Raw genomic sequence first — 20,338 nt, 5'->3', positions numbered from 1 at the left:
CAGTCACCGCCTTGCCATGTCTTGCTCGTCTTTTTGCCGAACTGACATGCGAGGCGGTGCCGTGAAAGTTGATTTCCAGACGGATTTTTTCTCATGGCGTGTGTAACAGAAGTGTATGGCTACGCGGCTCCGCGCAGCAATGGCATCAGGCTTCCATTCGGTTTCAAGCGCTTTACGCGCGTTGCGCTGTTCGCCGCGACGGGCCTTGTGGCCGGAAGCTGGATGATGACCGCGCTCGGAACGCTGGATATGGTCGTGCCGGCCTTCGCTCCTGTCGCGCCGATCATGCGCCGCGTTTCCCTGACTGCACCGCAGGTGCTTGCCGTCGTTGATCATAAAATCGCACCATCACGTCGTATTCGGCAAGGCTTCATCGATGCCTATACCACCGATACGGCCTATTCCAATCTCGATTGGCGTCGCACCAAAAACACGAGTGATGAGCCGATCGTCGCGGATATCGGTCCAGATTCCGTAATTGAAGACAAACCTGTCGATACGGCATCTCTCGTCGAGCCGCGCGCGGATCGTGTCCGGCGTGAAGGGCCCGTTGTGGCGAGTGCACGGACAGAACAACCTGCTGCGACTGTGGTTGCATATGCGCCTGTGCCGGCCACCTTGAACCTTAACAGGATTGAGCCGCTTTCGCAGGCCGAAGAAGTGGATGCGGCTGAGAAGCAGGCCCATCTTCCTATCGGAAATGCCGTTCCTGTTCCGCAACTTGCTCCTGGTTTGAAAAGGGACATGGCCGCAGAAGGCGAAGCCACACAAGACGCATTCCTGCCCGATGACGTGCCGCTGCCCGGCGCCAAGCCTTCGCTGCGCCGTTCCCGCTTGCATGAGAAGACCGAGCTTGCCTATGCGCCGGAAAGTGGTGCAACCGAAGAGCCGCGCCCTGGCCTGTTCAGCTCGCTTTTCACTCCGGCCGCACGCAGCAAGGTCGCTATCTACGACATCTCTGCGGCCACTGTTTATCTGCCGAGCGGCGAGCGTCTTGAAGCCCATTCCGGCCTCGGTCCGATGCGCGACAATCCGCGTTACGTAAACCAGAAAAACCGTGGACCGACGCCGCCCCATACCTATGATCTGCGCTTGCGCGAGGCATTGTTCCACGGTGTCGAGGCGATCCGCCTCACGCCTGTCGACGGCAACAACCGCTATAACCGCGATGGTCTTCTGGCGCATACTTTCATGCTAGGACGTCGCGGTGATTCCAATGGCTGCGTGGTATTCAAGGACTATCCACGTTTTCTGCGCGCCTTCAAGCGTGGCGAGTTCAACAAGATGGTTGTCGTGACGCGCATGCCGTCAGCGAAGTCTGCACGGATCGCTTCGCTTTTCTGATAAATCGCGTGGTTGGTCGATCTCTGGAATCAGGGGTACTTTCTTCACCAGGTACTTATGCTTTTGTGGTCCTCGGCTGCGACATCGGGTTGAAGCTTGAATTGAGCGCTTATCCCAAGACACTGAAGCTGTATGAGTGCGTGCTGGCCCGCCTGAAGTGCAAAATTCGTTCAAGGAAGAAGGTCTGAATTAGTGCGCATCTTGAGCTGATTCAATCAGGTCGACCTTCCGAATTGTTGCTTTGGACCAGACGTCGCTAAAACCGTTTCACACTCTCGGCATGCGTTTCAAATTGCAGCCAGAGCCGTAAACCTTCGGCCTTTAATTGCCTCAGCTAAGGATCTGTTAACCATCTAAGACAGATAACGCTCATCTGTTGTTGGAGAATAAAATGGCGGAGAGAGAGGGATTCGAACCCTCGATACGGTTTCCCGTATACACGCGTTCCAGGCGTGCGCCTTCAACCACTCGGCCACCTCTCCGTCTGCCTTGCTGTCTGGAAACCGTGTCTCACGGTGAAAACTGACTGCAAACGTGACACCGCTTTTCGAAACAGGCGCTGGTTAATCGCCAACTAGCGGGTGCGGCGCGAATATAGCCAGAAAATGCATATGTTCAACAGCTATTTGCAAGTTTTTGCCTCTAAATTGTCGAGCCTGTGCAAAGAGCGACAGTTTCACCATAACCATATGAAAATATTATATTTATTCTATGCAAGCAATTGTGTCCCGATGGGGCTTTGAGCCCGACTGGTTCTGTGTGCTATGCTTTAGTAATGTCAAAAAGACAAATCTTCGGGAGACCGGACTGAAATCCGGGGCCGAGATCAGGGTAAGAAATCCGGGACTGAGAATCGTGATCCGATTTGTATTGCGTAGTTTTGCGGTTGTTTTTCTGGCTTTTGCGGTGATTTTCGCAGTCCTTGACGGGGCGCGGTCAGTCGGCGCGTCGCAGTTCATAGCGAAGCCGCTTTTGTCCATGTGGTCGCGCAATGCGCCCGAAACATTGGCCGATGCAGAAGCCTTCGTAACGCACTATATAGGGGGAGGAGCTTGGGATGCCGTCTTTATCCCTTTGCTTGAACAGCCAGGCTGGCTTCTTTTCGGCATTCTCGCCCTGTTATTCTATATAATCGGTCATCGTCGGGAGCGCCCTCTGGGGCGGTTCACCGCTCGATAATCAGGAGGTGGAGACCATGAGTTTCTTGGACAGCTATCGCAAGAAGATGCAGATGCCTTCGACGGATGAGGCTCTGTCGGGACGCACGCAGCCGATCCCGACATCCGCCACTCACTTCGTTAATGGTCGTCCGCTGAAAGGACCTTGGCCGGAAGGCTACAAGCATGTTCTGTTCGGAATGGGCTGTTTCTGGGGCGCCGAGCGCTTGTTCTGGCAGGTGCCGGGCGTGTACGTGACTGCTGTCGGTTATGCGGGGGGAGTTACGCCCAACCCAACTTATGAGGAAACCTGCACAGGTCTTACCGGTCATGCGGAAGTTGTACTAGTTGTATATGACCCGAAAGTTGTGAGCCTTGATGAGCTGCTGACCCTTTTCTGGGAAGAGCACGATCCGACACAGGGTATGCGGCAGGGCAACGATATCGGCACGACCTATCGTTCGGTCATCTACGCATTCGACAAGGCTGATCTCGACGTTGCGAAGAAGAGCCGGGCGGCCTATTCGCAAGCGCTTGCGGGTCGTGGTCTCGGTCCGATTACCACGGAAATCGAAGATGCGCCGGAGCTCTATTATGCTGAAGACTATCACCAGCAATATCTGGCGAAAAACCCGAATGGTTATTGCGGTTTGCGTGGTACTGGCGTGAGCTGTCCGATTTCGCCGTCACATTAAGCGGGTTTTAATCAACAGATCGCGCGGTCCTTACCGCGCGATTTTCTTTTTCAGGATCAGCATCCCGGCATAGTCGCCTTCCAGATGCTCGAAATCGCTCCAGCCGATCTGCCGGTAAAGGTCCGGCTTGTCGGTGTAGAGAAAAGCTTCCGCATAGCCGAGTTCCTGCGCGGCGCCCTCAATGGCACGGACAAGGCTTTTCGCGATCCCCTTTCCGCGATAGTCAGGCGCGACGAAGACGCTTGCCACCCAGGGCTTCAGATAAGGATGCGTTTCGAGATCGCTGTGGATCAGAAGGGCAAGACCTGCGGGTTGGCCGTTCCAGAGCGCGACCCTTGCCGCTTGGCCGTCGTCTTCACGGGAAATATCACCAAAAGCCTCGGCGGTCTGCGCGAGGGATGAGCCGGTAAACTCGCCCCATTCCGCATGGTTCCATGCGGCGCAGATGGGTATGAGATCGGTGCGGTCGGTGAGGGAGACGATCTGGAGCATGATGTTACCAGTGCGGCGGTTTGGTGACCGGCACGTCCGGTGCGGTCTGTTCTTCTAGTTCCAGAAAACGGTCGGTCAATGCGCCGAGCTTTTTGGATAGCCGGTCTATGGTTTTCCATTGTTCGGCCAGGGCGGATGACAACTCGTCGATTGTCTTTTCCTGTTCGGCTACGCGAATTTCTAGCTCGGTCAGGCGCTGGTCGGGTGTCATGGCTGGCTTCCGTTACATAGTATTTTGCTGTCGGTGATCAGCGAGGTTTAGCCGCTTCCGGCCATTATCGGAAGCACGGTATTACATCATTGCGTCAGCACGAGTACACCGTTTGAAACTTCATAGTGGCGCAGACGCCTCAAAAAGCTCATGCCGAGAAGCGTGTCGGACAACGCGTCGTCACGAAGAACCATGGCTTCCACATCCTCCACACGAATGCGCCCGATTTCAATGCTTGGCAGGAGGGCGGATGCGGCGACTGCTTCGCCATTGGCGGTCGAAACGCGATATTTGAAATCTGCGGGTTTGAGGGAGAGGCCGATACGGCGCGCGGCACTGGTGTTGATCGCGACCAGGCTCGCTCCAGTATCCACCATGGCGCGGAGCGATTGACCGGCAATTTTTATGTCCGATATGAAATGGCCGCGACTGTCCGGCGCAATCTGTGTCCGGCGCCCGCTATAGGCCGAGAGGACTGGCGAAGGAGCGGTTGAAGCGCTCGAAGATGTGCTTGAGCCGGGCTTCGGTTGCTGACCGAACTTTTCAAACAGAAGCGGGAACGCAATTGCCAGTCCCGCAAATACCAGAAGGATTGTAAAAGCCCGCGCCATGCTGCCCCCGTTTGCGGGTATATTAGCAGGCGCGGGTTAATGCTTACTTCGTGCCGTACATGCGGTCGCCGGCATCGCCGAGACCTGGAACGATATAACCCTTTTCATCGAGACGTTCGTCGATGGAAGCCGTGAACACGTCGACATCTGGGTGGGCTTCGGTAAAGCGCTTGATGCCTTCCGGTGCCGCCAGGAGGCAGAGGAAGCGGATATTTGTCGCGCCGCGTTCCTTCAGCTTGTCTATTGCTGCGATTGCCGAATGACCCGTTGCCAGCATCGGGTCGACCACGATGATGAGGCGATTGACGATGTCTTCCGGCGCCTTGAAATAATATTCGACCGGCTGAAGCGTGTCGTGGTCGCGGTAGAGACCGATATGGGCGACGCGCGCGGCGGGCACCAGATCGAGCATGCCTTCCAGAAGGCCATTGCCGGCGCGCAGGATCGAGGCGAAGACAAGCTTCTTGCCTTCAAGGACCGGCGCGTCCATCGGCATCAACGGGGTTTCGATGGACATGGTGGTCAGTTCGAGATCGCGCGTCACTTCATAGCAGAGCAACAGCGATATTTCCTTCAGCAGCCGCCGAAAGCTGGCTGTGGACGTTTCCTTCTTGCGCATGATGGTAAGCTTGTGCTGGACAAGCGGATGGCTGACGACTGTAACGCCCATGTTCTTTCCACTTTTCTTGTTATCTTTTTGACTTTAGCGGCAGTTTGCGCCGGAGAAAACGCCGGGCCAAGCGCGCACACACAGTTTTATGTCTCTTTGGCTATTTTTAAACGCTAACGCAAGACAGTTCACAAGTGCCAGATCACAAAAGGGTATTGGAAGAAGGTCTCTGCTTGTATAGTCCGGGACAAGCTTTATATGCATATCAGCAATCGTTTTCGTCGTAATAATCAAAAGCAGGATGAGCTATGAGCCAGCAGAACGGCAATGCGGACCGCGTGGGCGCACAAGGTGGCATGGAGCATTCATTCGGCTTCAAGGCGGTTGATGAAAACGAAAAGCAGGGCCTGGTCAACGACGTTTTCCATAAGGTTGCCAGCAAGTACGATGTGATGAACGATCTCATGTCGGCGGGCCTGCACCGCGTCTGGAAAGATGCGATGATCGCATGGCTGGCGCCGTCGAAGCGCTCCGGCTGGACCTCGCTCGACGTTGCAGGCGGCACTGGCGACATTGCTTTCCGTATTGTAGAGGCTTCGGGTCGTCAGGCCCATGTCACCATTCTCGATATTAATGGCTCCATGCTCGGCGTGGGGCGTGAACGGGCGATCAAGAAAGGCCTTGCCGATAATCTCGAATTCGTTGAGGCCAATGCCGAAGAACTGCCGTTCGAGGATAACAGTTTTGATGCCTATACTATTGCTTTCGGCATTCGCAACGTTCCGCATATCGACAAGGCGTTGTCGGAAGCCTATCGTGTGTTGAAGCCAGGCGGTCGTTTCCTCTGCCTCGAATTTTCCGAGGTTGAACTGCCGATTCTCGACAAAGTCTACGACCAGTGGTCGTTCCACGCCATTCCACGCATTGGCAAGATGATTACCGGCGATGCCGATTCCTACAGCTATCTGGTCGAATCGATCCGCAAATTCCCCAAGCAGCAGGATTTTGCCGCGATGATCGAGAAGGCCGGCTTTGAGCGTGTGAGCTATCGCAATTTCACCGGCGGCATTGCCGCGCTTCATTCCGGCTGGAAGCTTTGATTGTGCCTGTGATGAATTGGGGTCGCGAACGGGGCATTGAGGCATGAGCAACCTATCCGCTGCTTTTCGGCTGATGCGGGCCGGATGGATATTGACGCGCGAGGGTGTCATCAGCGCACTTCCGGTGGAGGGGCTTTCCGGTCTTCCTGCTTTCGGGCATAAGATTGCGGGCATGCTGGCGCGTCCGCGGGCGCGGCATATGCAACGTTCGGAGCGCATGTCGCGCGCCATGAACAAGCTTGGTCCTTCCTATGTGAAGCTTGGCCAGTTTCTGGCGACGCGGCCTGATATTGTTGGTCGCGATGTCGCTGCCGATCTCGAACTCTTGCAGGACAGGCTCGACTTTTTCCCGCAGGCCGACGCGGTTGCCGCTATCGAAGGTTCGCTTGGCCGCAAGATTGATGATCTTTACCTGCATTTCGATGCGCCGATAGCGGCGGCGTCGATGGCACAGGTGCATCCGGCGGAAGTCATGAAGGACGGCGTGCGCCAGAAGGTTGCCGTCAAGGTTATCCGTCCGGGCGTGCGCCAGCGTTTTGCCCGCGACCTTGAAGGTTTCTACATGGTTGCGCGCATGCAGGAGCGCCACGTTCCATTCACGCGCCGTCTGCGCCCGGTTCAGGTTGTAGAGACGCTGCAGCAGACTACTCGCATCGAGATGGATCTGCGTCTGGAAGCGGCAGCACTTTCCGAGATCGCGGAGAACATCAAGGACGATGCGGGTTTTCGCGTTCCCAATGTTGATTGGGAGCGTACAGGCCGCGATGTGCTGACGCTTGAATGGATCGACGGCATCAAGATGTCGGATATTTCCGCGCTTGAGGCTGCGGGTTTCAATCTCAAGAAGTTGGCTGAAACGCTGATCCAGTCCTTCTTGCGCCATACGTTGCGTGACGGCTTTTTCCATGCCGATATGCATCCGGGCAATCTGTTCGTGGATCATCAAGGGCTGATTGTGGCGGTTGATTTCGGTATTACCGGGCGCCTCAACAAGCAGCAGCGCCGCTTCCTTGCCGAAATTCTCTATGGCTTTATCACGCGCGATTACATGCGCGTGGCGGAAGTGCATTTCGAAGCCGGTTACGTGCCGCACACGCATGATGTGGCAAGCTTTGCGCAGGCTATACGCGCCATTGGCGAACCGATCCACGGCCAGCCTGCCGAAACCATTTCCATGGCCAAGCTTCTGACGCTGTTGTTTGAAGTGACAGAGCTCTTCGATATGGAGACCCGGCCAGAACTGCTGATGCTCCAGAAAACCATGGTTGTCGTGGAAGGCGTGTCGCGTACGCTTGATCCGCATTTCAATATGTGGAAAGCGGCGGAACCAGTCGTCGGCGATTGGATACGCAAGAATCTCGGGCCGCAAGGCATGCTTATCGACGCAAAGGACAGCGCTTACTCGCTGCTGCATTTCACGCGCAAGACGCCGGAACTTGTGGCGCGCGTGGAGCGTGTGTCGGTTGCGCTGGATGACATGGCTGCAAATGGCCTGCGCTTTGACGAAGCGACGGCTGAAGCTATCGGTCGGGCCGAGGCACGCCACTCGCGTTGGGGGCGCATTGCACAGATCGTGATTGCGATCTCGCTCGCAGCGATCGCGGCGAAGCTTTATATTTGGCTGTAAAGTCACTTTTGAGGTGACATCCACCCTTTAAAGTGATTTCAATGATTGCACTTGTAACGAGCGAGTGCAATCAAATGGCCAGTCTCACCATTCGTAATCTCGATGATGCCGCCAAGGAACGGCTGCGCATCAGGGCAGCGCAAAACGGGCGTTCCATGGAAGAGGAAGCGCGCATTCTGCTGGCCGGGCAAGATGCAGCTCCACAGGCTGCCGCGGTGTCTCCCGCTGGCGTGGCTTCACTGGCTGGAAAACGCATTCTTCTCATTATTGGCGGTGGCATTGCTGCCTATAAGACACCGGATCTCATTCGCCGGTTGCGTGAGCGTGGCGCGCATGTGCGTCCCTTGATGACGGCGGCGGCGCAGCAATTCGTGACAGCATTGACTATTGGCGCGGTTTCGGCTGATCGTGTCTTCACCGATCTGTTCTCGCGCGAGGACGAACAGGATGTCGGGCATATCCGGCTTGCCCGCGATGCTGACCTGATCGTTGTCGCACCTGCGACCGCTGACCTGATGGCCAAGATGGCGAACGGGCTTGCCGATGATCTGGCCAGTGCGGTGCTGCTGGCCCGCAAAGTTCCAGTCCTTGTTGCGCCTGCGATGAATCCGGCCATGTGGGACAATCCCGCGACGAGACGCAACCGCTTGACGCTCGAAAAAGACGGCGTTCGCTTCATCGGCCCGGAGAGGGGCGAGATGGCGGAAAGCGGCGAGGCGGGAATAGGACGCATGAGCGAGCCGCTGGCAATAGTCGCTACAATCGAAAGCCTGCTGGCGCCGCAAGCAAGGTCGCTTGTCGGCAAAACCATTGTCATGACTTCCGGCCCCACGCACGAGCCAATTGATCCGGTGCGCTATATCGCCAATCGTTCGTCGGGCAAGCAGGGCCACGCTATCGCCGCAGCACTCGCGCGGCTTGGTGCTAAGGTGCATCTGGTGTCCGGCCCGGTCGCCATTCCCGACCCTGAAGGCGTGGACGTGATCCACGTCGAGACGGCGCGCGAAATGCAGGCTGCTGTGGAGCGGCATCTTCCCGCTGATGCGGCGATTATGGTTGCTGCCGTTGCTGATTGGCGCACGGCCAGCGAGGCTGGGCAGAAGATCAAGAAGAAACCCGGTGAAAGCGCTCCGACGCTTGCCATGGTCGAGAATCCCGACATTCTGGCCGGTGTCGGCCATAGCGACAAGCGGCCCGGCCTCGTCGTTGGTTTTGCGGCAGAAACGCAGAACGTGGCCGAAAACGCGCAGCGCAAGCTTGAGAAGAAAGGCGCGGACTGGATCGTCGCAAACGATGTCTCGCATTCCCCGGACGGTAGCAGCGTCATGGGCGGCGACCGCAATCATGTCCGCATTCTAAGCCGGACCGGCATCGAGGAATGGTCGGAAATGAGCAAGGAAGAAGTGGCCGAGAAGCTGGCAGAGAAGATTGCCGAGCGCCTTCTCGAAGCAAACAAGTAAGTTTTTCTGCGGTGCATGTCACATTCGGGCTGTCTGCTTCGTCTTGATAGTGAGCGACGATGGGTCGTTAACCTCAAGGAGACATGTGATGGAAGCGAGACTCGTTCCCTATAAGCTGGCACCAAAGATCATGCAGGCCATGATTGACCTGGACAAAGCCGTATCGGAAGCAGGGCTGGAATATAGTCTTTATGAACTCGTTCGCATTCGGGCATCACAGATCAACGGATGCGCTTATTGTATTCATATGCATACGCGCGATGCTCGTAAGGCCGGTGAAACCGAAGAGCGTCTTTACCTGGTGGCGGCATGGCGGGAATCGCCACTTTTCACGCCACGCGAACGAGCTGCACTGGCCTGGACTGAAGCGTTGACACTGCTTGCGCAGACGCGCGCGCCTGACGAAGATTTTGAGGCGTTGAAAGCGCATTTCACCGATGAGGAGATCGTCAAGCTGAGTATGGCCATCACTACGATCAATGCCTGGAACCGTGTCGCGGTCGGGTTTCGTACTGTGCATCCGGTTGCCGACGCGGCAACCAACTGAGTACGGAACCGGCGTTTCGAGCGAGGTCGGAGCGCCGGTCCGGTTAGAAAAACTCGTCCAGCAAACGGTAGTAGGCAATCTTCGCATCGTCGATTGCGGGACCGCCATAAATACCGATAAATGGCTGCACCCATTCCTCGCCCAGATTATGGCGAATGCTCCAGCACGCCAGTGCGAGATCCTGATGGCGGTCTGCAAGGCCGAGCCTGCCGCAATCAATAAAGCCGGTGAATGTGTTGTCGTTGGCCATGAAATTTGGCAGGCAAGCATCGCCGTGGGTGACGACTAAATCTTCCTGCAATGGTTTCAGGCGGTAAAGTTCGCAGAAAAGGTCTTCGGCGCTGCTACCTTCGCGCTCGGCATCGAAATCATCTTCATCGACGGCACCGGCTTCGACCCGCGTGCGGGCGTCGTCAATGCGACGGTCCAGCCGGTGGTTGAAGGGACAGGCGGCGGGATCGACGCTGTGCAGCGTCTTCAAGGCTACCGCAAGAATGGAGACAATTCTGGCTGCCGGGAGATCGCCGACAGACGAAGCGAGATCTGCCCCGGCAAGCCGTGTCATCAAAAGAAAATGCCGGTCGGTCTGCGTTTCGTAAGCAACGATCTTGGGGCACGGCAGTCCCTGCTTTGCGAGCCACTCGAGCCGGGCGCATTCCCCGGCAAGTTCGCTGACGGTACTTGCTGGTTCGATTTTCAGAACGAGCGGTTCGCGCGTATCATGATCGAGCAGAAACACATTGGCTGACGAACGGCCAAGTTCATCCTGCTGGCTGCTGTAACCCGTGAGCCGTTGACGTAGTGCATCGGGCAAATCGAGAGCAGCCAGAACAGGATCTGTCATATCACCTTACTCATCAGGACTTGTCGCGGACCTGATAGTCCTTGACGGTGGCAAAGCGGATATCCTTCCAGCGTTCGGCTTCGTAATTGAGCGAGAAGCCGTTCTGGGCGAGGAAGACGGGATCATTGTCGAGGTCATGCGCGATGTCTGCGCGATGAGAAGCAATGAAGCGGTCGAGTTCGGCTGGATTGTCGGCGGAAATCCACCGGCATACCGAGAAGCGCGACATTTCAAAGCCGACCGGCAGCGAATATTCCACCTTGAGACGCTCGGTCAGAACATCAATTTGCAGGGCTCCAACGACGCCGACAATGGCCGGAGATCCGTCATCCGGTACGAAAAGTTGCACGACGCCCTCTTCAGCCATTTGCTGTAGCGCTTCACGCAGCTTCTTGGCCTTCATAGCGTCGTCCAAACGTACGCGGCGCAGGATTTCCGGCGCGAAGTTCGGCACGCCGCGGAACAGGATTTCCTCACCCTCGGTCAGTGTATCACCTATGCGCAGCGTGCCGTGATTGGGGATGCCGACCACGTCGCCTGCAAATGCTTCATCGGCAATCTGGCGCGAGCGCGCGAAGAAGAACTGTGGTGCCGAGAGACTCATCGGCTTGCCGGTGCGCACCAGTTTCGCTTTCATGCCGCGCGACAGCTTGCCCGAACAGACGCGCAGGAAAGCAATACGGTCGCGGTGGTTCGGGTCCATATTGGCCTGAATCTTGAACACGAAGCCGGTCATCTTGTCTTCGGTCGCTGCCACCATGCGGGTGTCGGCCTGCTGGTCGCGCGGCGAGGGGCCGAAATCGCAGAAGGCTTCGATCAGGTCGCGCACGCCGTAGTTCTTCAGTGCCGAGCCAAAATAAACAGGCGTCATATGGCCTTCGCGGAAAGAGGCAAGGTCGAACGGTCGGCAGACGCCGCGCGCCAGTTCCAAACCGTCCAGCCAGGCTTCACGTTCGTTTTCGGGCAGTAAGGCCGCGGCTTCTTCGGGGCCGCTGACCTTGGTCGGCTGCTCTTCATTGTCCTGACGGCGCATTGTATCGTTATGAAGGTCGAATGTGCCTGCAAAGCTCTTGCCGGAGCCGATCGGCCACGTGATCGGTGCTGTGTCGAGCGCCAGCTTTTCCTCGATCTCATCCAGAATCTCAAGCGGGTCGCGCGCTTCACGGTCCATCTTGTTAACGAAGGTGACGATGGGAATGTCGCGCATGCGGCAGACTTCAAACAGCTTCAACGTGCGTGGCTCGATACCCTTGGCGGCATCGATGACCATGACGGCACTGTCCACTGCAGTCAGCGTGCGATAGGTGTCGTCCGCGAAGTCTTCGTGGCCCGGCGTGTCGAGCAGGTTGAAGATGCAATCCTTGTACTCGAAGGTCATCACCGAGGTGACGACCGAGATGCCGCGGTCGCGCTCGATGTTCATCCAGTCCGAACGGGTCTGGATACGATCCTTCTTGGCCTTCACCTCACCGGCGAGCTGGATGGCGCCGCCGAACAGCAGCAGCTTTTCGGTCAGCGTGGTCTTACCGGCGTCCGGGTGCGCGATGATCGCGAATGTGCGGCGCTTGGAAACGGGATGGTCAGCGGGCATGAAGAAACTCGTGATGGCGAAACGTTGGGCTGCGCGTGAAAGCGCGCCGCGAAGATGTTGGGCAGCATCTAGCAGGACTTGGCCGAAAGGTCGAGTTCAAATGAAAAGCGGCGCAGTGAGCGCCGCTTTGCCAGTGATGCGTGAAAGTTTATCGGCTCTTGATGCCAAGGCCGAAAGCAATGAAAGCCCAGCCCTGGAAGATCAGATCAATCGCGAGGAAGAGGCCAAGAATGAACAGGCTGTTGACTGGCCATTGCATGGCGATGATCAGCCCCAGCAGCACGGTGACGACACCACCTGCGACGATCCAGCCCCAACCGGCAGCCGGTTTCGACTTGAAGCCAAGCCAGATGCGGAAAGCACCGGAGCCGAGAAGAGCCGCGGCCAGAAGGAAAGTCAGCACGCCCGCCGCCAGCACCGGATTGATGAAGGCAACGATACCGGCTGCCGTATAAAGCAGACCGCTTAGTAGCCAGAAGAAGAAGCTGCCCCAGGTTTTGACGCCGAAGGAGTGGATGATCTCGATGACCCCGCCAATCAGCATCATCAGGCCGACATAGTAGACCGAGACCACAGTGGCCAGAACGAGATTGCCGAAGGCGATGCCTCCGAGGATCAGCAATGCGACCCCAAGGGCGACGAACCACCCCCACTTGCTGGAAAGTTCCTTTGGAAAGGTCGGCCGGTCGAAATCATTGTGAGCTGTTGCCATGAGACGTCCCTCAAATTGTCATGCCTCATGGTCAATATAAGGCATGCGCTGAATTTGACCAGCTTTTGTGGAGGGTAGAACTGATCACCATGGCGCCACTGTTCGTTTGCCCTTTTGAGCGTTATATCTCTTTGCTATCGCAGTCGTTTTCCGCGTAAAGTTCATGTGATGTTCGATCTCGTTTCCCACTATTGGCCGCATATCCTGTTTGTCCTGTCGGTTGTTCTCGGAGCGATCGCCGCTATCCATGCGACCATGACAAAGGAAGAGGTGCGCACCGCCATCGGCTGGGTTGGTGTTATTGTGCTGTCGCCTATCGTGGGGGCAGTGGTCTACGCCATTGCGGGCGTGAATCGTATCCGCCGTTCCACGCTTACCCACCAGCGTGCCAATATGGGCAAGATCGCTCTCTATCACCTGTCGCATTTCGATACCACGAATGACCTCGTGCGTGCCACCTTCGGGCGCCAGTTCGGGGCGATGAAGATACTGGGTGACGCCGTTAGCCTCTATGATTTCACCAGCGGCAACAGCATTGAGATGCTGGAAACGGGCGATGATGCCTACGCCGCAATGCTCGACGCCATTGGTAGGGCCGAGCGTAGCATCATGCTGGAAACCTATATTTTCGACCGGGACGGTATTGGCGAGAAATTTGCTGATACTCTGGGCGATGCGGTCAGGCGTGGTGTGGAGGTGCGTGTGCTGGTCGATGCGGTTGGGGCGCGCTATTCTTTTCCGAGTATCGTCAAGCTTTTGAAAGATAAAGGCGTCGCCGTCGATGTGTTCAACGGCAATATCATCATCGGGCTGCGTCTGCCTTATGCGAACTTGCGCACCCACCGCAAAATCCTGATCGTTGACGGCAAGATCGCCTTTACCGGCGGGATGAATATTCGCGCGGGTTTCGTGCGCCTGATTGCGGGCGATGCGGTTGCCTTCGATACGCATTTCAAGCTCAAAGGCCCGGCGATTGCCGATCTCTTTCATATCGCATCCGAAGACTGGCGCTTTGCGACCGGCGAACTGCTGACCGGAGAGGCATGGAAGATAGCCCCGCCGGAAAACCCGCCGGGAACCGGAACGCTGGTCCGTGTGGTCGGGTCGGGCCCAGACAAGAATGTTGAAACCAACCAGCGCATGATGATGGGGGCCTTTTCGATTGCCGAGCAGCATATTCTCATCATGACGCCATACCTTTTGCCGGATCGCGAACTCATCAGCGCGCTGGTGACGGCGGCGCGGCGTGGCGTATCGGTTGATATCGTCGTGCCGGGCGTCAACAATCTGAAGCTGGTGGACCGGGCCATGCGCGCGCAGTTCGACCAGTTGCTGAAGGATGGTTGCCGCATCTGGCGGGCGAGCGGCGCTTTCAATCATTCGAAGTTGATGACCATCGACGGCGCCTGGTCCTATGTTGGATCGTCCAACATCGATCCGCGCTCGCTGCGGCTGAATTTTGAGGTCGATCTTGAAATCCTCGACCACGATGTGGCGCGTCAGGTGGAGGAACGCATCGGCAAGGTGATAGAGGAGAGCCGCGAGGTCAATCTCGCGCGCCTCAAGAACCGGCCATTTCTGGAACGGCTTCTGGACCGGATTATATGGCTCGGTTCGCCTTATCTCTGAGAATCATCCCGTCCGGCTCGCGAATATTTCCGGGCTGTATTTTTCCAGAAGGTCCGTTGCCGATTTGAGATCGAGATGCGCCTTGATGGGCAGGTGATCGGATGCCAGGCGCGCAAGCGGCGTATTATGCACTTCAACCGATGTGATGAGATTATGCGGAGCGCCCAAGACGCGATCCAGCGCAAAAACCGGGAAGCGTGACGGGAAACTCGGGACAGCGGTAGCCACATGATTGAATGTCGGCATGAGGGCTGCGAGTGACGAGCGTTTGCCGATACGCCACTCGTTCAGGTCGCCGATCAATAGGGTAGGGAGCGTGTCGGCCTCCTGCAAAGCGGTAAGGATGCTTTCGGCCTGCTGTTCGCGGGAACGCTTCAGGAGGCCAAGGTGAGCGGCGATGATGCGTATGGGGCCTGCCGGGAACTGCAGGTCCGCGACCAGTGCGCCGCGCGGCTCGACGCCGGGAAGCTTGAGCTGCTGCACATTACGCACCACGCCTTCGCGAAACAGAAGCACATTGCCGTGCCAGCCATGGCCTTTTGGCATTGTTGCGGTTATCGGGACGGGCACGAGACCATGGCGGCGCTCAAGCAGCCCCAGGTCGAGCAGGCCGGAGCGTTCACCGAAGCGCCTGTCGGCTTCTTGCAGCGCGATCACATCTGCATCTATTTCACTGATGACTTCAGCTGTACGCTGTGGATTGAACTGCTTGTCGATGCCGATGCATTTGTGGACATTGTAGGATGCAATGACAATGTCGCCACCGGTAATATTGGCGTTGAGTGGCCTGAAGCCCGGCCTGTTCCGGATCGCAGTCAGAATGGACTTGGATATCCGGTTTGGTTCTTTCTTTTTCAGCACCCGTGATTCACCTGTCAGGTATTCGGTTCCGAAAGATTACGACTTGGGCCGGAGCGATGCCCCGGCGACCCGGTTATATATAATCAGATTGCAGCCCCGTTTGAATAGCGATTGCCTACACAATTGGGCGACCTTTTCTAAATGCAAAGCTTGCACATACGGTTCCCTGCTTCATCTTGCAATGAATCTGATCAGCCGGTCGGTGAGGCCGGTATAGGGCGGCTTGATAAGATCGCTCGGCGCAGGGGCGTATTTGGTCAGGATCGGCATCGCCTTGGAAAAGGTCAGAAAACCGTCATGGCCGTGATACTGGCCCATGCCGCTTGCACCTACGCCGCCGAACGGCAGGCTATTACAGGCGAAATGGTAGAGCGTATCATTTACACAGACGCCGCCAGACACGATGCGACCGAGCATCATTTCAATCTCTGCCGTATTGTCGCTGAAACAGTAAAGCGCCAGAGGACGATCAAGCTTGACAACAAAGCCGATCGCATCGTCGAGCAGGCGATAGCTGACGATTGGCAGAAGCGGACCGAAAATCTCCTCCTGCATGATCGCGCTGTCTGCAGCAGGTTCCAGCACGAGCGTTGGCGCCATTGATCGCGGCTGGCTGGAGCCCGCTGGAAGCTCAATGACCGCGTCGCTCCGGTTCTTGGCATCGGCTAGCAGTTGTGACAGTCGTGCTTGTTGAGCATCGTTGATGATTGTTGTGCAGTCTTGTTCCGCTGACACGCCGCCATAACGCGCCTGCATTTCGGCACGTAGAAGATTCACGAATTCGTCGCGCTTGCTGTGGTGGATGAGGACATAGTCCGGTGCGATACAGGTTTGCCCTGCATTGAAAAATTTTCCCGTCGCGATTGCGCGGGCTGCCCGCTTGAGATTAGCGTTCTCGCTGACGATGGCTGGCGACTTGCCGCCAAGCTCCAGCGTCACCGGGGTCAGGTTCGGTGCCGCAGCAGCCATGATCTTGCGTCCGACTCCAGTGGAGCCGGTAAAAAAGAGATGGTCGAACGGCAGCGACGCGAATTGCGCGGAAAGCGATGCATCGCCAAGCGCCACCGCGACCCTATCTTCAGGGAAGACTTCTGAAAGCAGGCTTTGCAGGAATTCGGCGGTGCGCGGCGTGTGTTCGGAAGGTTTCAGCAAAACATGGTTTCCGGCTGCAATGGCCGCGACAAGCGGTGCGAGTGCCAGGTTCACCGGATAATTCCATGGCGCGATTATTCCCACTACGCCAAGCGGAACATATCGGATTTCAGCCTTGGCTGGCCACATTTTCCACCCTGCCTTGCGCCGTTTCGGTTTCATCCAGCGCTTGAGGTTGTGCAGGGCATCGTCGATTTCGGCGAAGACGACGCCGGCTTCACCAAGCAGGGTTTCATGCAGCGAGCGATTGCCGAAATCCCCGCTGATGGCTTTTGCCATTTCATCCCGTCTTGCTTCCAGTTTTTCACGCAGGCGTTTCAGGTCGTCCAGACGCTGCTCGTAGGCGGGGCGGTCTTCAAGCCAAGCCTGCCGCAGGCGCTCGAATGCGGGTTGCAATGTCTGTTCTTCAGTCGGCATAAGCAAAATCCTCGGTCGAGCGGGCAAAGAGGAATTGCGCGGCATAATAGGTCGCAAGCACCCAGAGGCCATTCATCGGAATATCGAGGCTGAACCGTCCATAGGCAAGCAACGTATCGCTTGTCATGAAGAAGAGGCCACCCGCTGCGGCAAGCCAGGCGCCGTAGCGTTGCGGCGTTTCCGGTTCCGTACCGAGCGCGCGGCTCATTGCCTGTGCCGCCATGATGCAAAGCGCGGCTGCATAGATAATGACGGGTATTTTCAGGGCATCAGGCAGCGACGACCAAAGCCCGGTTATTATGGCAAGGGCGGCGATGGCGAAAAGGACGAAAATGCCTTTATGCGCTGCAAAGCGCGTATTGCGGCAAAGCGCATAGATATAGGCGCAATGGGTGATGAGAAAGCAGATCAGCCCCGCCATGAAGTAATCGCCAGGTAGCATCAGGAAAAAGTCGCCGAGCGCGGCGAAAGCCAGACCAAAGGCGACCGCAAAACCATAGAATTTTGATTTGGGGCGCGCCGCGCAAAGCACGGCGGCGAGCAGCAACAGAGTCGCGGTCGGCTTGGTCAGATAGTGCAGCCAGCGCCAGGCAGAATCCTCGCCGCTATAGCTCATGAGACTGCCCGCGATGGCGCAGACTGTACAGAACAGAAACAGGCCGTAAAGTGTTCCGTTCCCTTCAAATTCCAGCAAGCCTTTTCGGCGCATATTTGCTCCCCGATATTATAATTGTAAGCAAATGGTTTAAGGACGCCGGATTGTGCCGCCAATTGCGAGATCAGCGCAATAGGCACAATTTATCGGGCTGTTGACAAAGCCTTGCCGAAGAAATCCGGTTGAAATCAGGAAAGGTTCTTACGCCTCTCGATTTCTTCTTCTGAAGGGTGGTCCATCGCAAAAGAACCGGTTTTGAGATTGCCTGAACGCTGATAATTGGCAATGATGACGCCACTTGGCGACGTCGTGGAGCTGATAAGCTTGAAGGCCGACGGTACTGATTGCTCGTCGAAGAGGCGTTTGCCCTTGCCGAGGACCACAGGATAGATCAGCAGTCGTAACTCGTCGACCAGATCGTTGGCAAGCAATTGATGAACCAGCTCGCTGCTGCCTGAGACTGACAGGTCCGGGCCTTCGGTGGACTTGATGGCTTTCAACGAGGCTACGATATTGTCGCCCAAGAGTTCACTATTCTGCCAGTTCAGACTTTCCGGCCTGTGTGTCGCAACATACTTCGTTACATCATTGAACATCTTGGCGATCTCGCCTTCGCCAGGCACAAAGCCGGGGGCGTTGGGGTCTGTTTCCTGATGCGGCCAATGGGCAGCAAAAATATCGTAGGTGCGTCGGCCCAACAACAGGTCGAACGGTTTGGAGAAGCTTTCTCCCATGGCTGCGGCAACCACATCGTCCCAATAGGGCACTGTCCAGCCGCCATATTCGAATTGGCCGCTGCGATCCTCTTCCGGTCCACCTGGTGCCTGCATGACGCCGTCGAGGCTTAGAAACGTCCCAACAATGATCCGTCGCATGATTTTCCTCCCAATAAAGCCCGCCTCGCAGGGCCGATCTTACAGGTTAGGCGCGGATCGGGATAGGCGAGGGCTGTCAGAACTTGATCCTGCCGCTTTGCGGCGCGTGCCTTCTAGAAACGGCGCCAGACCGTCGCGTTGTTTTTCTGCCAGCCGTTTCTGTGCAACAGCGGCGTATCATTATCGGTGTGTGTGGCCTGCGGCCAGCCGATGCACACATAAAGGCTGAAGCGCCAGCTGCTCTCGACCCGGAAAAGTCTTTCCATAGCGTGTGGATCGAGAATGGAAATCATGCCGACGCCGAGCCCGAATGATCTTGCCGCCAGATTGAGATTCTGGACTGCCATTGCCGTGCTGTGCTCCAGAGTCATGGCCATGGACTGTCTGCCGAGGCCGTGCCCTTCGGCGGGTGCGGTTTCGGTAAAAATGGCAAGCTGCACGGGGGCGACTTTGATGCCTTCCAGCTTCAAGTCGCGGTAACGCTCTGCGCGCGCCCCATCATAGATTTGTGCGGCTGATCGGTTGGCTTCCAGAAAGTTATCGTGGACTGCTGCGCGCGCTGCGGGACTCTCAACTGCAATCACGCGCCAGGGACGGGCATTGCCGACGGAGGGAGCATAATCCATCGATTCTCGCAAAGAATCGATAATTCCGTCATCTACCGCTTCGCCGCTAAAGTGACGAATATCACGCCGCCATTTCAGTAATTCGAAGAAAGTCTCGCGTTCGGAGGGAGAAAACTGCATTGCCTGCCAAATCTGTTGATCGGACTAATCGGCATAAAGCCTGACTTCGCTGGAACGACGTTCCAGAAACAAAAAAGCCCGCTTTCGCGGGCTTTTTGGGGTGCTTCTGGACCTTGGTAGTGGTCTGAAGACTTGGAAATGGTGCCCAGAAGAGGACTCGAACCTCCACGCCCTTGCGAGCGCCAGCACCTGAAGCTGGTGCGTCTACCAATTCCGCCATCTGGGCGACGAGGACCCATCTAAGGGGTCGACCTGCCTCTGTCAATCGCGATTTCGACATTCAGTCAGCTTTTTTTAAGCCAGTGCTTTTTTCGCGTTGAAAAGAGGGACGGGCGCTCGGACGCGCCCGACAAGTCCACAGCCAGGCCGCGATCAAGCTTCGAGAATTTCCTTCGAAGCGACAGTCGAATCAGCATTGAGCCGGTAAATAACAGGAACGCCGGTGTTAAGTTCCTGCTTGAGAATCTGTTCCGGCGTCAGACCGTCGAGCGCCATGATCAGCGCACGAAGCGAATTGCCGTGGGCGGCAACCAGAACCGTCTCGCCGCGCAGTACATGTGGTTGCACCGTATGCAGATAATACGGCCATACGCGCGCGCCGGTGTCCTTCAGACTTTCACCTCCCGGAGGTGGAACGTCATAGGAACGGCGCCAGATATGGACCTGTTCTTCACCCCATTTTGCGCGTGCATCGTCCTTGTTGAGGCCGGACAGATCGCCATAGTCACGTTCGTTCAGGGCCTGATCGCGGATTGTCTTGAGATCAGACTGACCGAGTTCATCAAGAATGTGCTGGCAAGTCACCTGTGCGCGTGACAGCGCGGACGTGTAGGCGATGTCGAACTTGAGACCAGCAGCCTTCAGGCGCTGGCCAGCAGCCTTGGCTTCGGCATGGCCCTGTTCGGTCAGGCCCGGATCGCGCCAGCCGGTGAACAGGTTCTTGAGGTTCCATTCGCTTTGACCGTGGCGGACCAGGACGAGAGTACGAGACATATGCAACGC

Annotated in this window: 21 protein-coding genes, 2 tRNA genes and 1 pseudogene; 9 read left to right on the top strand and 15 right to left on the bottom strand. The window is 56.8% G+C overall.

What is annotated here, in order from left to right; genetic code table 11:
* Positions 1-93 precede the first annotated feature (93 nt).
* Positions 94-1,344: a DUF2778 domain-containing protein gene (locus tag FJQ48_RS22090; RefSeq protein WP_139977055.1), complete on the top strand. Its 1,251-nt coding sequence runs from the start codon at positions 94-96 to the stop codon at positions 1,342-1,344.
* A 56-nt stretch (positions 1,345-1,400) separates the two neighbouring features.
* Positions 1,401-1,537 (top strand): annotated as a pseudogene (locus FJQ48_RS22810) (glutathione S-transferase); the annotation flags it as partial.
* A gap of 199 nt (positions 1,538-1,736) precedes the next feature.
* On the opposite strand, the gene FJQ48_RS22085 reads toward FJQ48_RS22810, so the two are convergent.
* Positions 1,737-1,826: transfer RNA gene (locus tag FJQ48_RS22085), tRNA-Ser, on the bottom strand.
* Positions 1,827-2,199: 373 nt separating this feature from the next.
* Here FJQ48_RS22085 and FJQ48_RS22080 point away from each other — a divergent pair.
* Together FJQ48_RS22080 and msrA are read left to right on the top strand one after the other, a co-directional pair.
* Positions 2,200-2,523, top strand: coding sequence for a hypothetical protein (locus FJQ48_RS22080; RefSeq protein WP_139977054.1), 324 nt, complete (start codon positions 2,200-2,202; stop codon positions 2,521-2,523).
* 16 nt (positions 2,524-2,539) lie between these two features.
* Positions 2,540-3,196, top strand: a complete 657-nt coding sequence (msrA, locus tag FJQ48_RS22075; RefSeq protein ID WP_139977052.1) for a peptide-methionine (S)-S-oxide reductase MsrA — start codon at positions 2,540-2,542, stop codon at positions 3,194-3,196.
* A 30-nt stretch (positions 3,197-3,226) separates the two neighbouring features.
* Here msrA and FJQ48_RS22070 read toward each other — a convergent pair whose 3' ends face one another.
* The 4 genes from FJQ48_RS22070 to upp all read right to left on the bottom strand — a co-directional run bounded on the left by FJQ48_RS22070 (position 3,227) and on the right by upp (position 5,180).
* On the bottom strand, positions 3,227-3,688 hold the full coding sequence (locus FJQ48_RS22070) for a GNAT family N-acetyltransferase (RefSeq protein ID WP_139977051.1): 462 nt from the start codon (positions 3,686-3,688) through the stop codon (positions 3,227-3,229).
* Positions 3,689-3,692: 4 nt separating this feature from the next.
* Positions 3,693-3,899, bottom strand: coding sequence for a SlyX family protein (locus FJQ48_RS22065; protein ID WP_139977050.1), 207 nt, complete (start codon positions 3,897-3,899; stop codon positions 3,693-3,695).
* 86 nt (positions 3,900-3,985) lie between these two features.
* Positions 3,986-4,510 carry a TIGR02281 family clan AA aspartic protease gene (locus FJQ48_RS22060; protein ID WP_139977049.1) on the bottom strand — a complete coding sequence of 175 codons (525 nt, stop codon included), beginning with the start codon at positions 4,508-4,510 and terminating at the stop codon, positions 3,986-3,988.
* Positions 4,511-4,553: 43 nt separating this feature from the next.
* The gene (upp, locus tag FJQ48_RS22055; protein WP_139977048.1) at positions 4,554-5,180 is read right to left on the bottom strand and encodes a uracil phosphoribosyltransferase; all 627 of its coding nucleotides are present in this window, start codon (positions 5,178-5,180) and stop codon (positions 4,554-4,556) included.
* A gap of 248 nt (positions 5,181-5,428) precedes the next feature.
* On the opposite strand from upp, the gene ubiE reads away from it, so the two are divergent.
* From ubiE to FJQ48_RS22035, 4 genes are all read left to right on the top strand, one after another.
* Positions 5,429-6,220: a bifunctional demethylmenaquinone methyltransferase/2-methoxy-6-polyprenyl-1,4-benzoquinol methylase UbiE gene (gene ubiE, locus FJQ48_RS22050; RefSeq protein ID WP_139977047.1), complete on the top strand. Its 792-nt coding sequence runs from the start codon at positions 5,429-5,431 to the stop codon at positions 6,218-6,220.
* Between the two features lie 43 nt (positions 6,221-6,263).
* Positions 6,264-7,847, top strand: a complete 1,584-nt coding sequence (gene ubiB / locus FJQ48_RS22045) for a 2-polyprenylphenol 6-hydroxylase (RefSeq protein ID WP_139977046.1) — start codon at positions 6,264-6,266, stop codon at positions 7,845-7,847.
* 230 nt (positions 7,848-8,077) lie between these two features.
* Complete coding sequence (coaBC, locus tag FJQ48_RS22040; RefSeq protein ID WP_139977089.1) at positions 8,078-9,307, top strand: bifunctional phosphopantothenoylcysteine decarboxylase/phosphopantothenate--cysteine ligase CoaBC; 1,230 nt, start codon at positions 8,078-8,080, stop codon at positions 9,305-9,307.
* 88 nt (positions 9,308-9,395) lie between these two features.
* Complete coding sequence (locus tag FJQ48_RS22035) at positions 9,396-9,854, top strand: carboxymuconolactone decarboxylase family protein (protein WP_139977045.1); 459 nt, start codon at positions 9,396-9,398, stop codon at positions 9,852-9,854.
* A gap of 43 nt (positions 9,855-9,897) precedes the next feature.
* Here FJQ48_RS22035 and FJQ48_RS22030 read toward each other — a convergent pair whose 3' ends face one another.
* The 3 genes from FJQ48_RS22030 to FJQ48_RS22020 form a co-directional block, all read right to left on the bottom strand.
* Entirely contained in the window at positions 9,898-10,698 is an 801-nt protein-coding gene (locus FJQ48_RS22030) for an APH(3')-II family aminoglycoside O-phosphotransferase (RefSeq protein ID WP_139977044.1), read from the bottom strand.
* A gap of 13 nt (positions 10,699-10,711) precedes the next feature.
* Positions 10,712-12,289: a peptide chain release factor 3 gene (locus FJQ48_RS22025; RefSeq protein WP_139977042.1), complete on the bottom strand. Its 1,578-nt coding sequence runs from the start codon at positions 12,287-12,289 to the stop codon at positions 10,712-10,714.
* A 148-nt stretch (positions 12,290-12,437) separates the two neighbouring features.
* Entirely contained in the window at positions 12,438-13,001 is a 564-nt protein-coding gene (locus tag FJQ48_RS22020; RefSeq protein WP_139977041.1) for an HdeD family acid-resistance protein, read from the bottom strand.
* 168 nt (positions 13,002-13,169) lie between these two features.
* Between FJQ48_RS22020 and cls the strand changes: the two genes are divergently transcribed.
* Positions 13,170-14,630, top strand: coding sequence for a cardiolipin synthase (gene cls / locus FJQ48_RS22015; protein ID WP_139977040.1), 1,461 nt, complete (start codon positions 13,170-13,172; stop codon positions 14,628-14,630).
* A gap of 3 nt (positions 14,631-14,633) precedes the next feature.
* Here the strand turns inward: cls and FJQ48_RS22010 are convergent, their stop codons facing one another.
* From FJQ48_RS22010 to FJQ48_RS21980, 7 genes are all read right to left on the bottom strand, one after another.
* Positions 14,634-15,491, bottom strand: coding sequence for an endonuclease/exonuclease/phosphatase family protein (locus FJQ48_RS22010; RefSeq protein ID WP_139977039.1), 858 nt, complete (start codon positions 15,489-15,491; stop codon positions 14,634-14,636).
* A 171-nt stretch (positions 15,492-15,662) separates the two neighbouring features.
* Positions 15,663-17,060 carry a coniferyl aldehyde dehydrogenase gene (locus FJQ48_RS22005; protein ID WP_139977038.1) on the bottom strand — a complete coding sequence of 466 codons (1,398 nt, stop codon included), beginning with the start codon at positions 17,058-17,060 and terminating at the stop codon, positions 15,663-15,665.
* Positions 17,050-17,769: a lysoplasmalogenase gene (locus FJQ48_RS22000; RefSeq protein ID WP_139977037.1), complete on the bottom strand. Its 720-nt coding sequence runs from the start codon at positions 17,767-17,769 to the stop codon at positions 17,050-17,052. The genes FJQ48_RS22005 and FJQ48_RS22000 overlap by 11 nt, the downstream gene beginning before the upstream one ends.
* A gap of 134 nt (positions 17,770-17,903) precedes the next feature.
* Positions 17,904-18,590 (bottom strand): dihydrofolate reductase family protein, encoded by a 687-nt coding sequence (locus FJQ48_RS21995; RefSeq protein ID WP_139977036.1) that lies wholly within the window; start codon positions 18,588-18,590, stop codon positions 17,904-17,906.
* A 113-nt stretch (positions 18,591-18,703) separates the two neighbouring features.
* Positions 18,704-19,336, bottom strand: a complete 633-nt coding sequence (gene bluB / locus FJQ48_RS21990; RefSeq protein ID WP_139977035.1) for a 5,6-dimethylbenzimidazole synthase — start codon at positions 19,334-19,336, stop codon at positions 18,704-18,706.
* A 139-nt stretch (positions 19,337-19,475) separates the two neighbouring features.
* Positions 19,476-19,562 (bottom strand) — tRNA-Leu (locus FJQ48_RS21985).
* 146 nt (positions 19,563-19,708) lie between these two features.
* Complete coding sequence (locus FJQ48_RS21980; protein ID WP_121981677.1) at positions 19,709-20,329, bottom strand: 2,3-bisphosphoglycerate-dependent phosphoglycerate mutase; 621 nt, start codon at positions 20,327-20,329, stop codon at positions 19,709-19,711.
* Positions 20,330-20,338: the final 9 nt, after the last annotated feature.

This window comes from Ochrobactrum sp. CGA5 (assembly GCF_006345815.1).
Lineage (GTDB): Bacteria > Pseudomonadota > Alphaproteobacteria > Rhizobiales > Rhizobiaceae > Brucella.
This window is presented reverse-complemented; position numbering and strand designations above follow the sequence as displayed.

Excerpts from the sequence above, each read along its gene's own strand:
- FJQ48_RS22090 (WP_139977055.1), top strand. The coding sequence starts at position 94 with ATGGCGTGTGTAACAGAAGTGTATGGCTACGCGGCTCCGCGCAGCAAT.
- msrA (WP_139977052.1), top strand. The coding sequence starts at position 2,540 with ATGAGTTTCTTGGACAGCTATCGCAAGAAGATGCAGATGCCTTCGACG.
- FJQ48_RS22070 (WP_139977051.1), bottom strand. The coding sequence starts at position 3,688 with ATGCTCCAGATCGTCTCCCTCACCGACCGCACCGATCTCATACCCATC.
- FJQ48_RS22065 (WP_139977050.1), bottom strand. The coding sequence starts at position 3,899 with ATGACACCCGACCAGCGCCTGACCGAGCTAGAAATTCGCGTAGCCGAA.
- FJQ48_RS22060 (WP_139977049.1), bottom strand. The coding sequence starts at position 4,510 with ATGGCGCGGGCTTTTACAATCCTTCTGGTATTTGCGGGACTGGCAATT.
- upp (WP_139977048.1), bottom strand. The coding sequence starts at position 5,180 with ATGGGCGTTACAGTCGTCAGCCATCCGCTTGTCCAGCACAAGCTTACC.
- ubiE (WP_139977047.1), top strand. The coding sequence starts at position 5,429 with ATGAGCCAGCAGAACGGCAATGCGGACCGCGTGGGCGCACAAGGTGGC.
- ubiB (WP_139977046.1), top strand. The coding sequence starts at position 6,264 with ATGAGCAACCTATCCGCTGCTTTTCGGCTGATGCGGGCCGGATGGATA.
- FJQ48_RS22035 (WP_139977045.1), top strand. The coding sequence starts at position 9,396 with ATGGAAGCGAGACTCGTTCCCTATAAGCTGGCACCAAAGATCATGCAG.
- FJQ48_RS22030 (WP_139977044.1), bottom strand. The coding sequence starts at position 10,698 with ATGACAGATCCTGTTCTGGCTGCTCTCGATTTGCCCGATGCACTACGT.
- FJQ48_RS22025 (WP_139977042.1), bottom strand. The coding sequence starts at position 12,289 with ATGCCCGCTGACCATCCCGTTTCCAAGCGCCGCACATTCGCGATCATC.
- FJQ48_RS22020 (WP_139977041.1), bottom strand. The coding sequence starts at position 13,001 with ATGGCAACAGCTCACAATGATTTCGACCGGCCGACCTTTCCAAAGGAA.
- cls (WP_139977040.1), top strand. The coding sequence starts at position 13,170 with ATGTTCGATCTCGTTTCCCACTATTGGCCGCATATCCTGTTTGTCCTG.
- FJQ48_RS22005 (WP_139977038.1), bottom strand. The coding sequence starts at position 17,060 with ATGCCGACTGAAGAACAGACATTGCAACCCGCATTCGAGCGCCTGCGG.
- FJQ48_RS22000 (WP_139977037.1), bottom strand. The coding sequence starts at position 17,769 with ATGCGCCGAAAAGGCTTGCTGGAATTTGAAGGGAACGGAACACTTTAC.
- FJQ48_RS21995 (WP_139977036.1), bottom strand. The coding sequence starts at position 18,590 with ATGCGACGGATCATTGTTGGGACGTTTCTAAGCCTCGACGGCGTCATG.
- bluB (WP_139977035.1), bottom strand. The coding sequence starts at position 19,336 with ATGCAGTTTTCTCCCTCCGAACGCGAGACTTTCTTCGAATTACTGAAA.
- FJQ48_RS21980 (WP_121981677.1), bottom strand. The coding sequence starts at position 20,329 with ATGTCTCGTACTCTCGTCCTGGTCCGCCACGGTCAAAGCGAATGGAAC.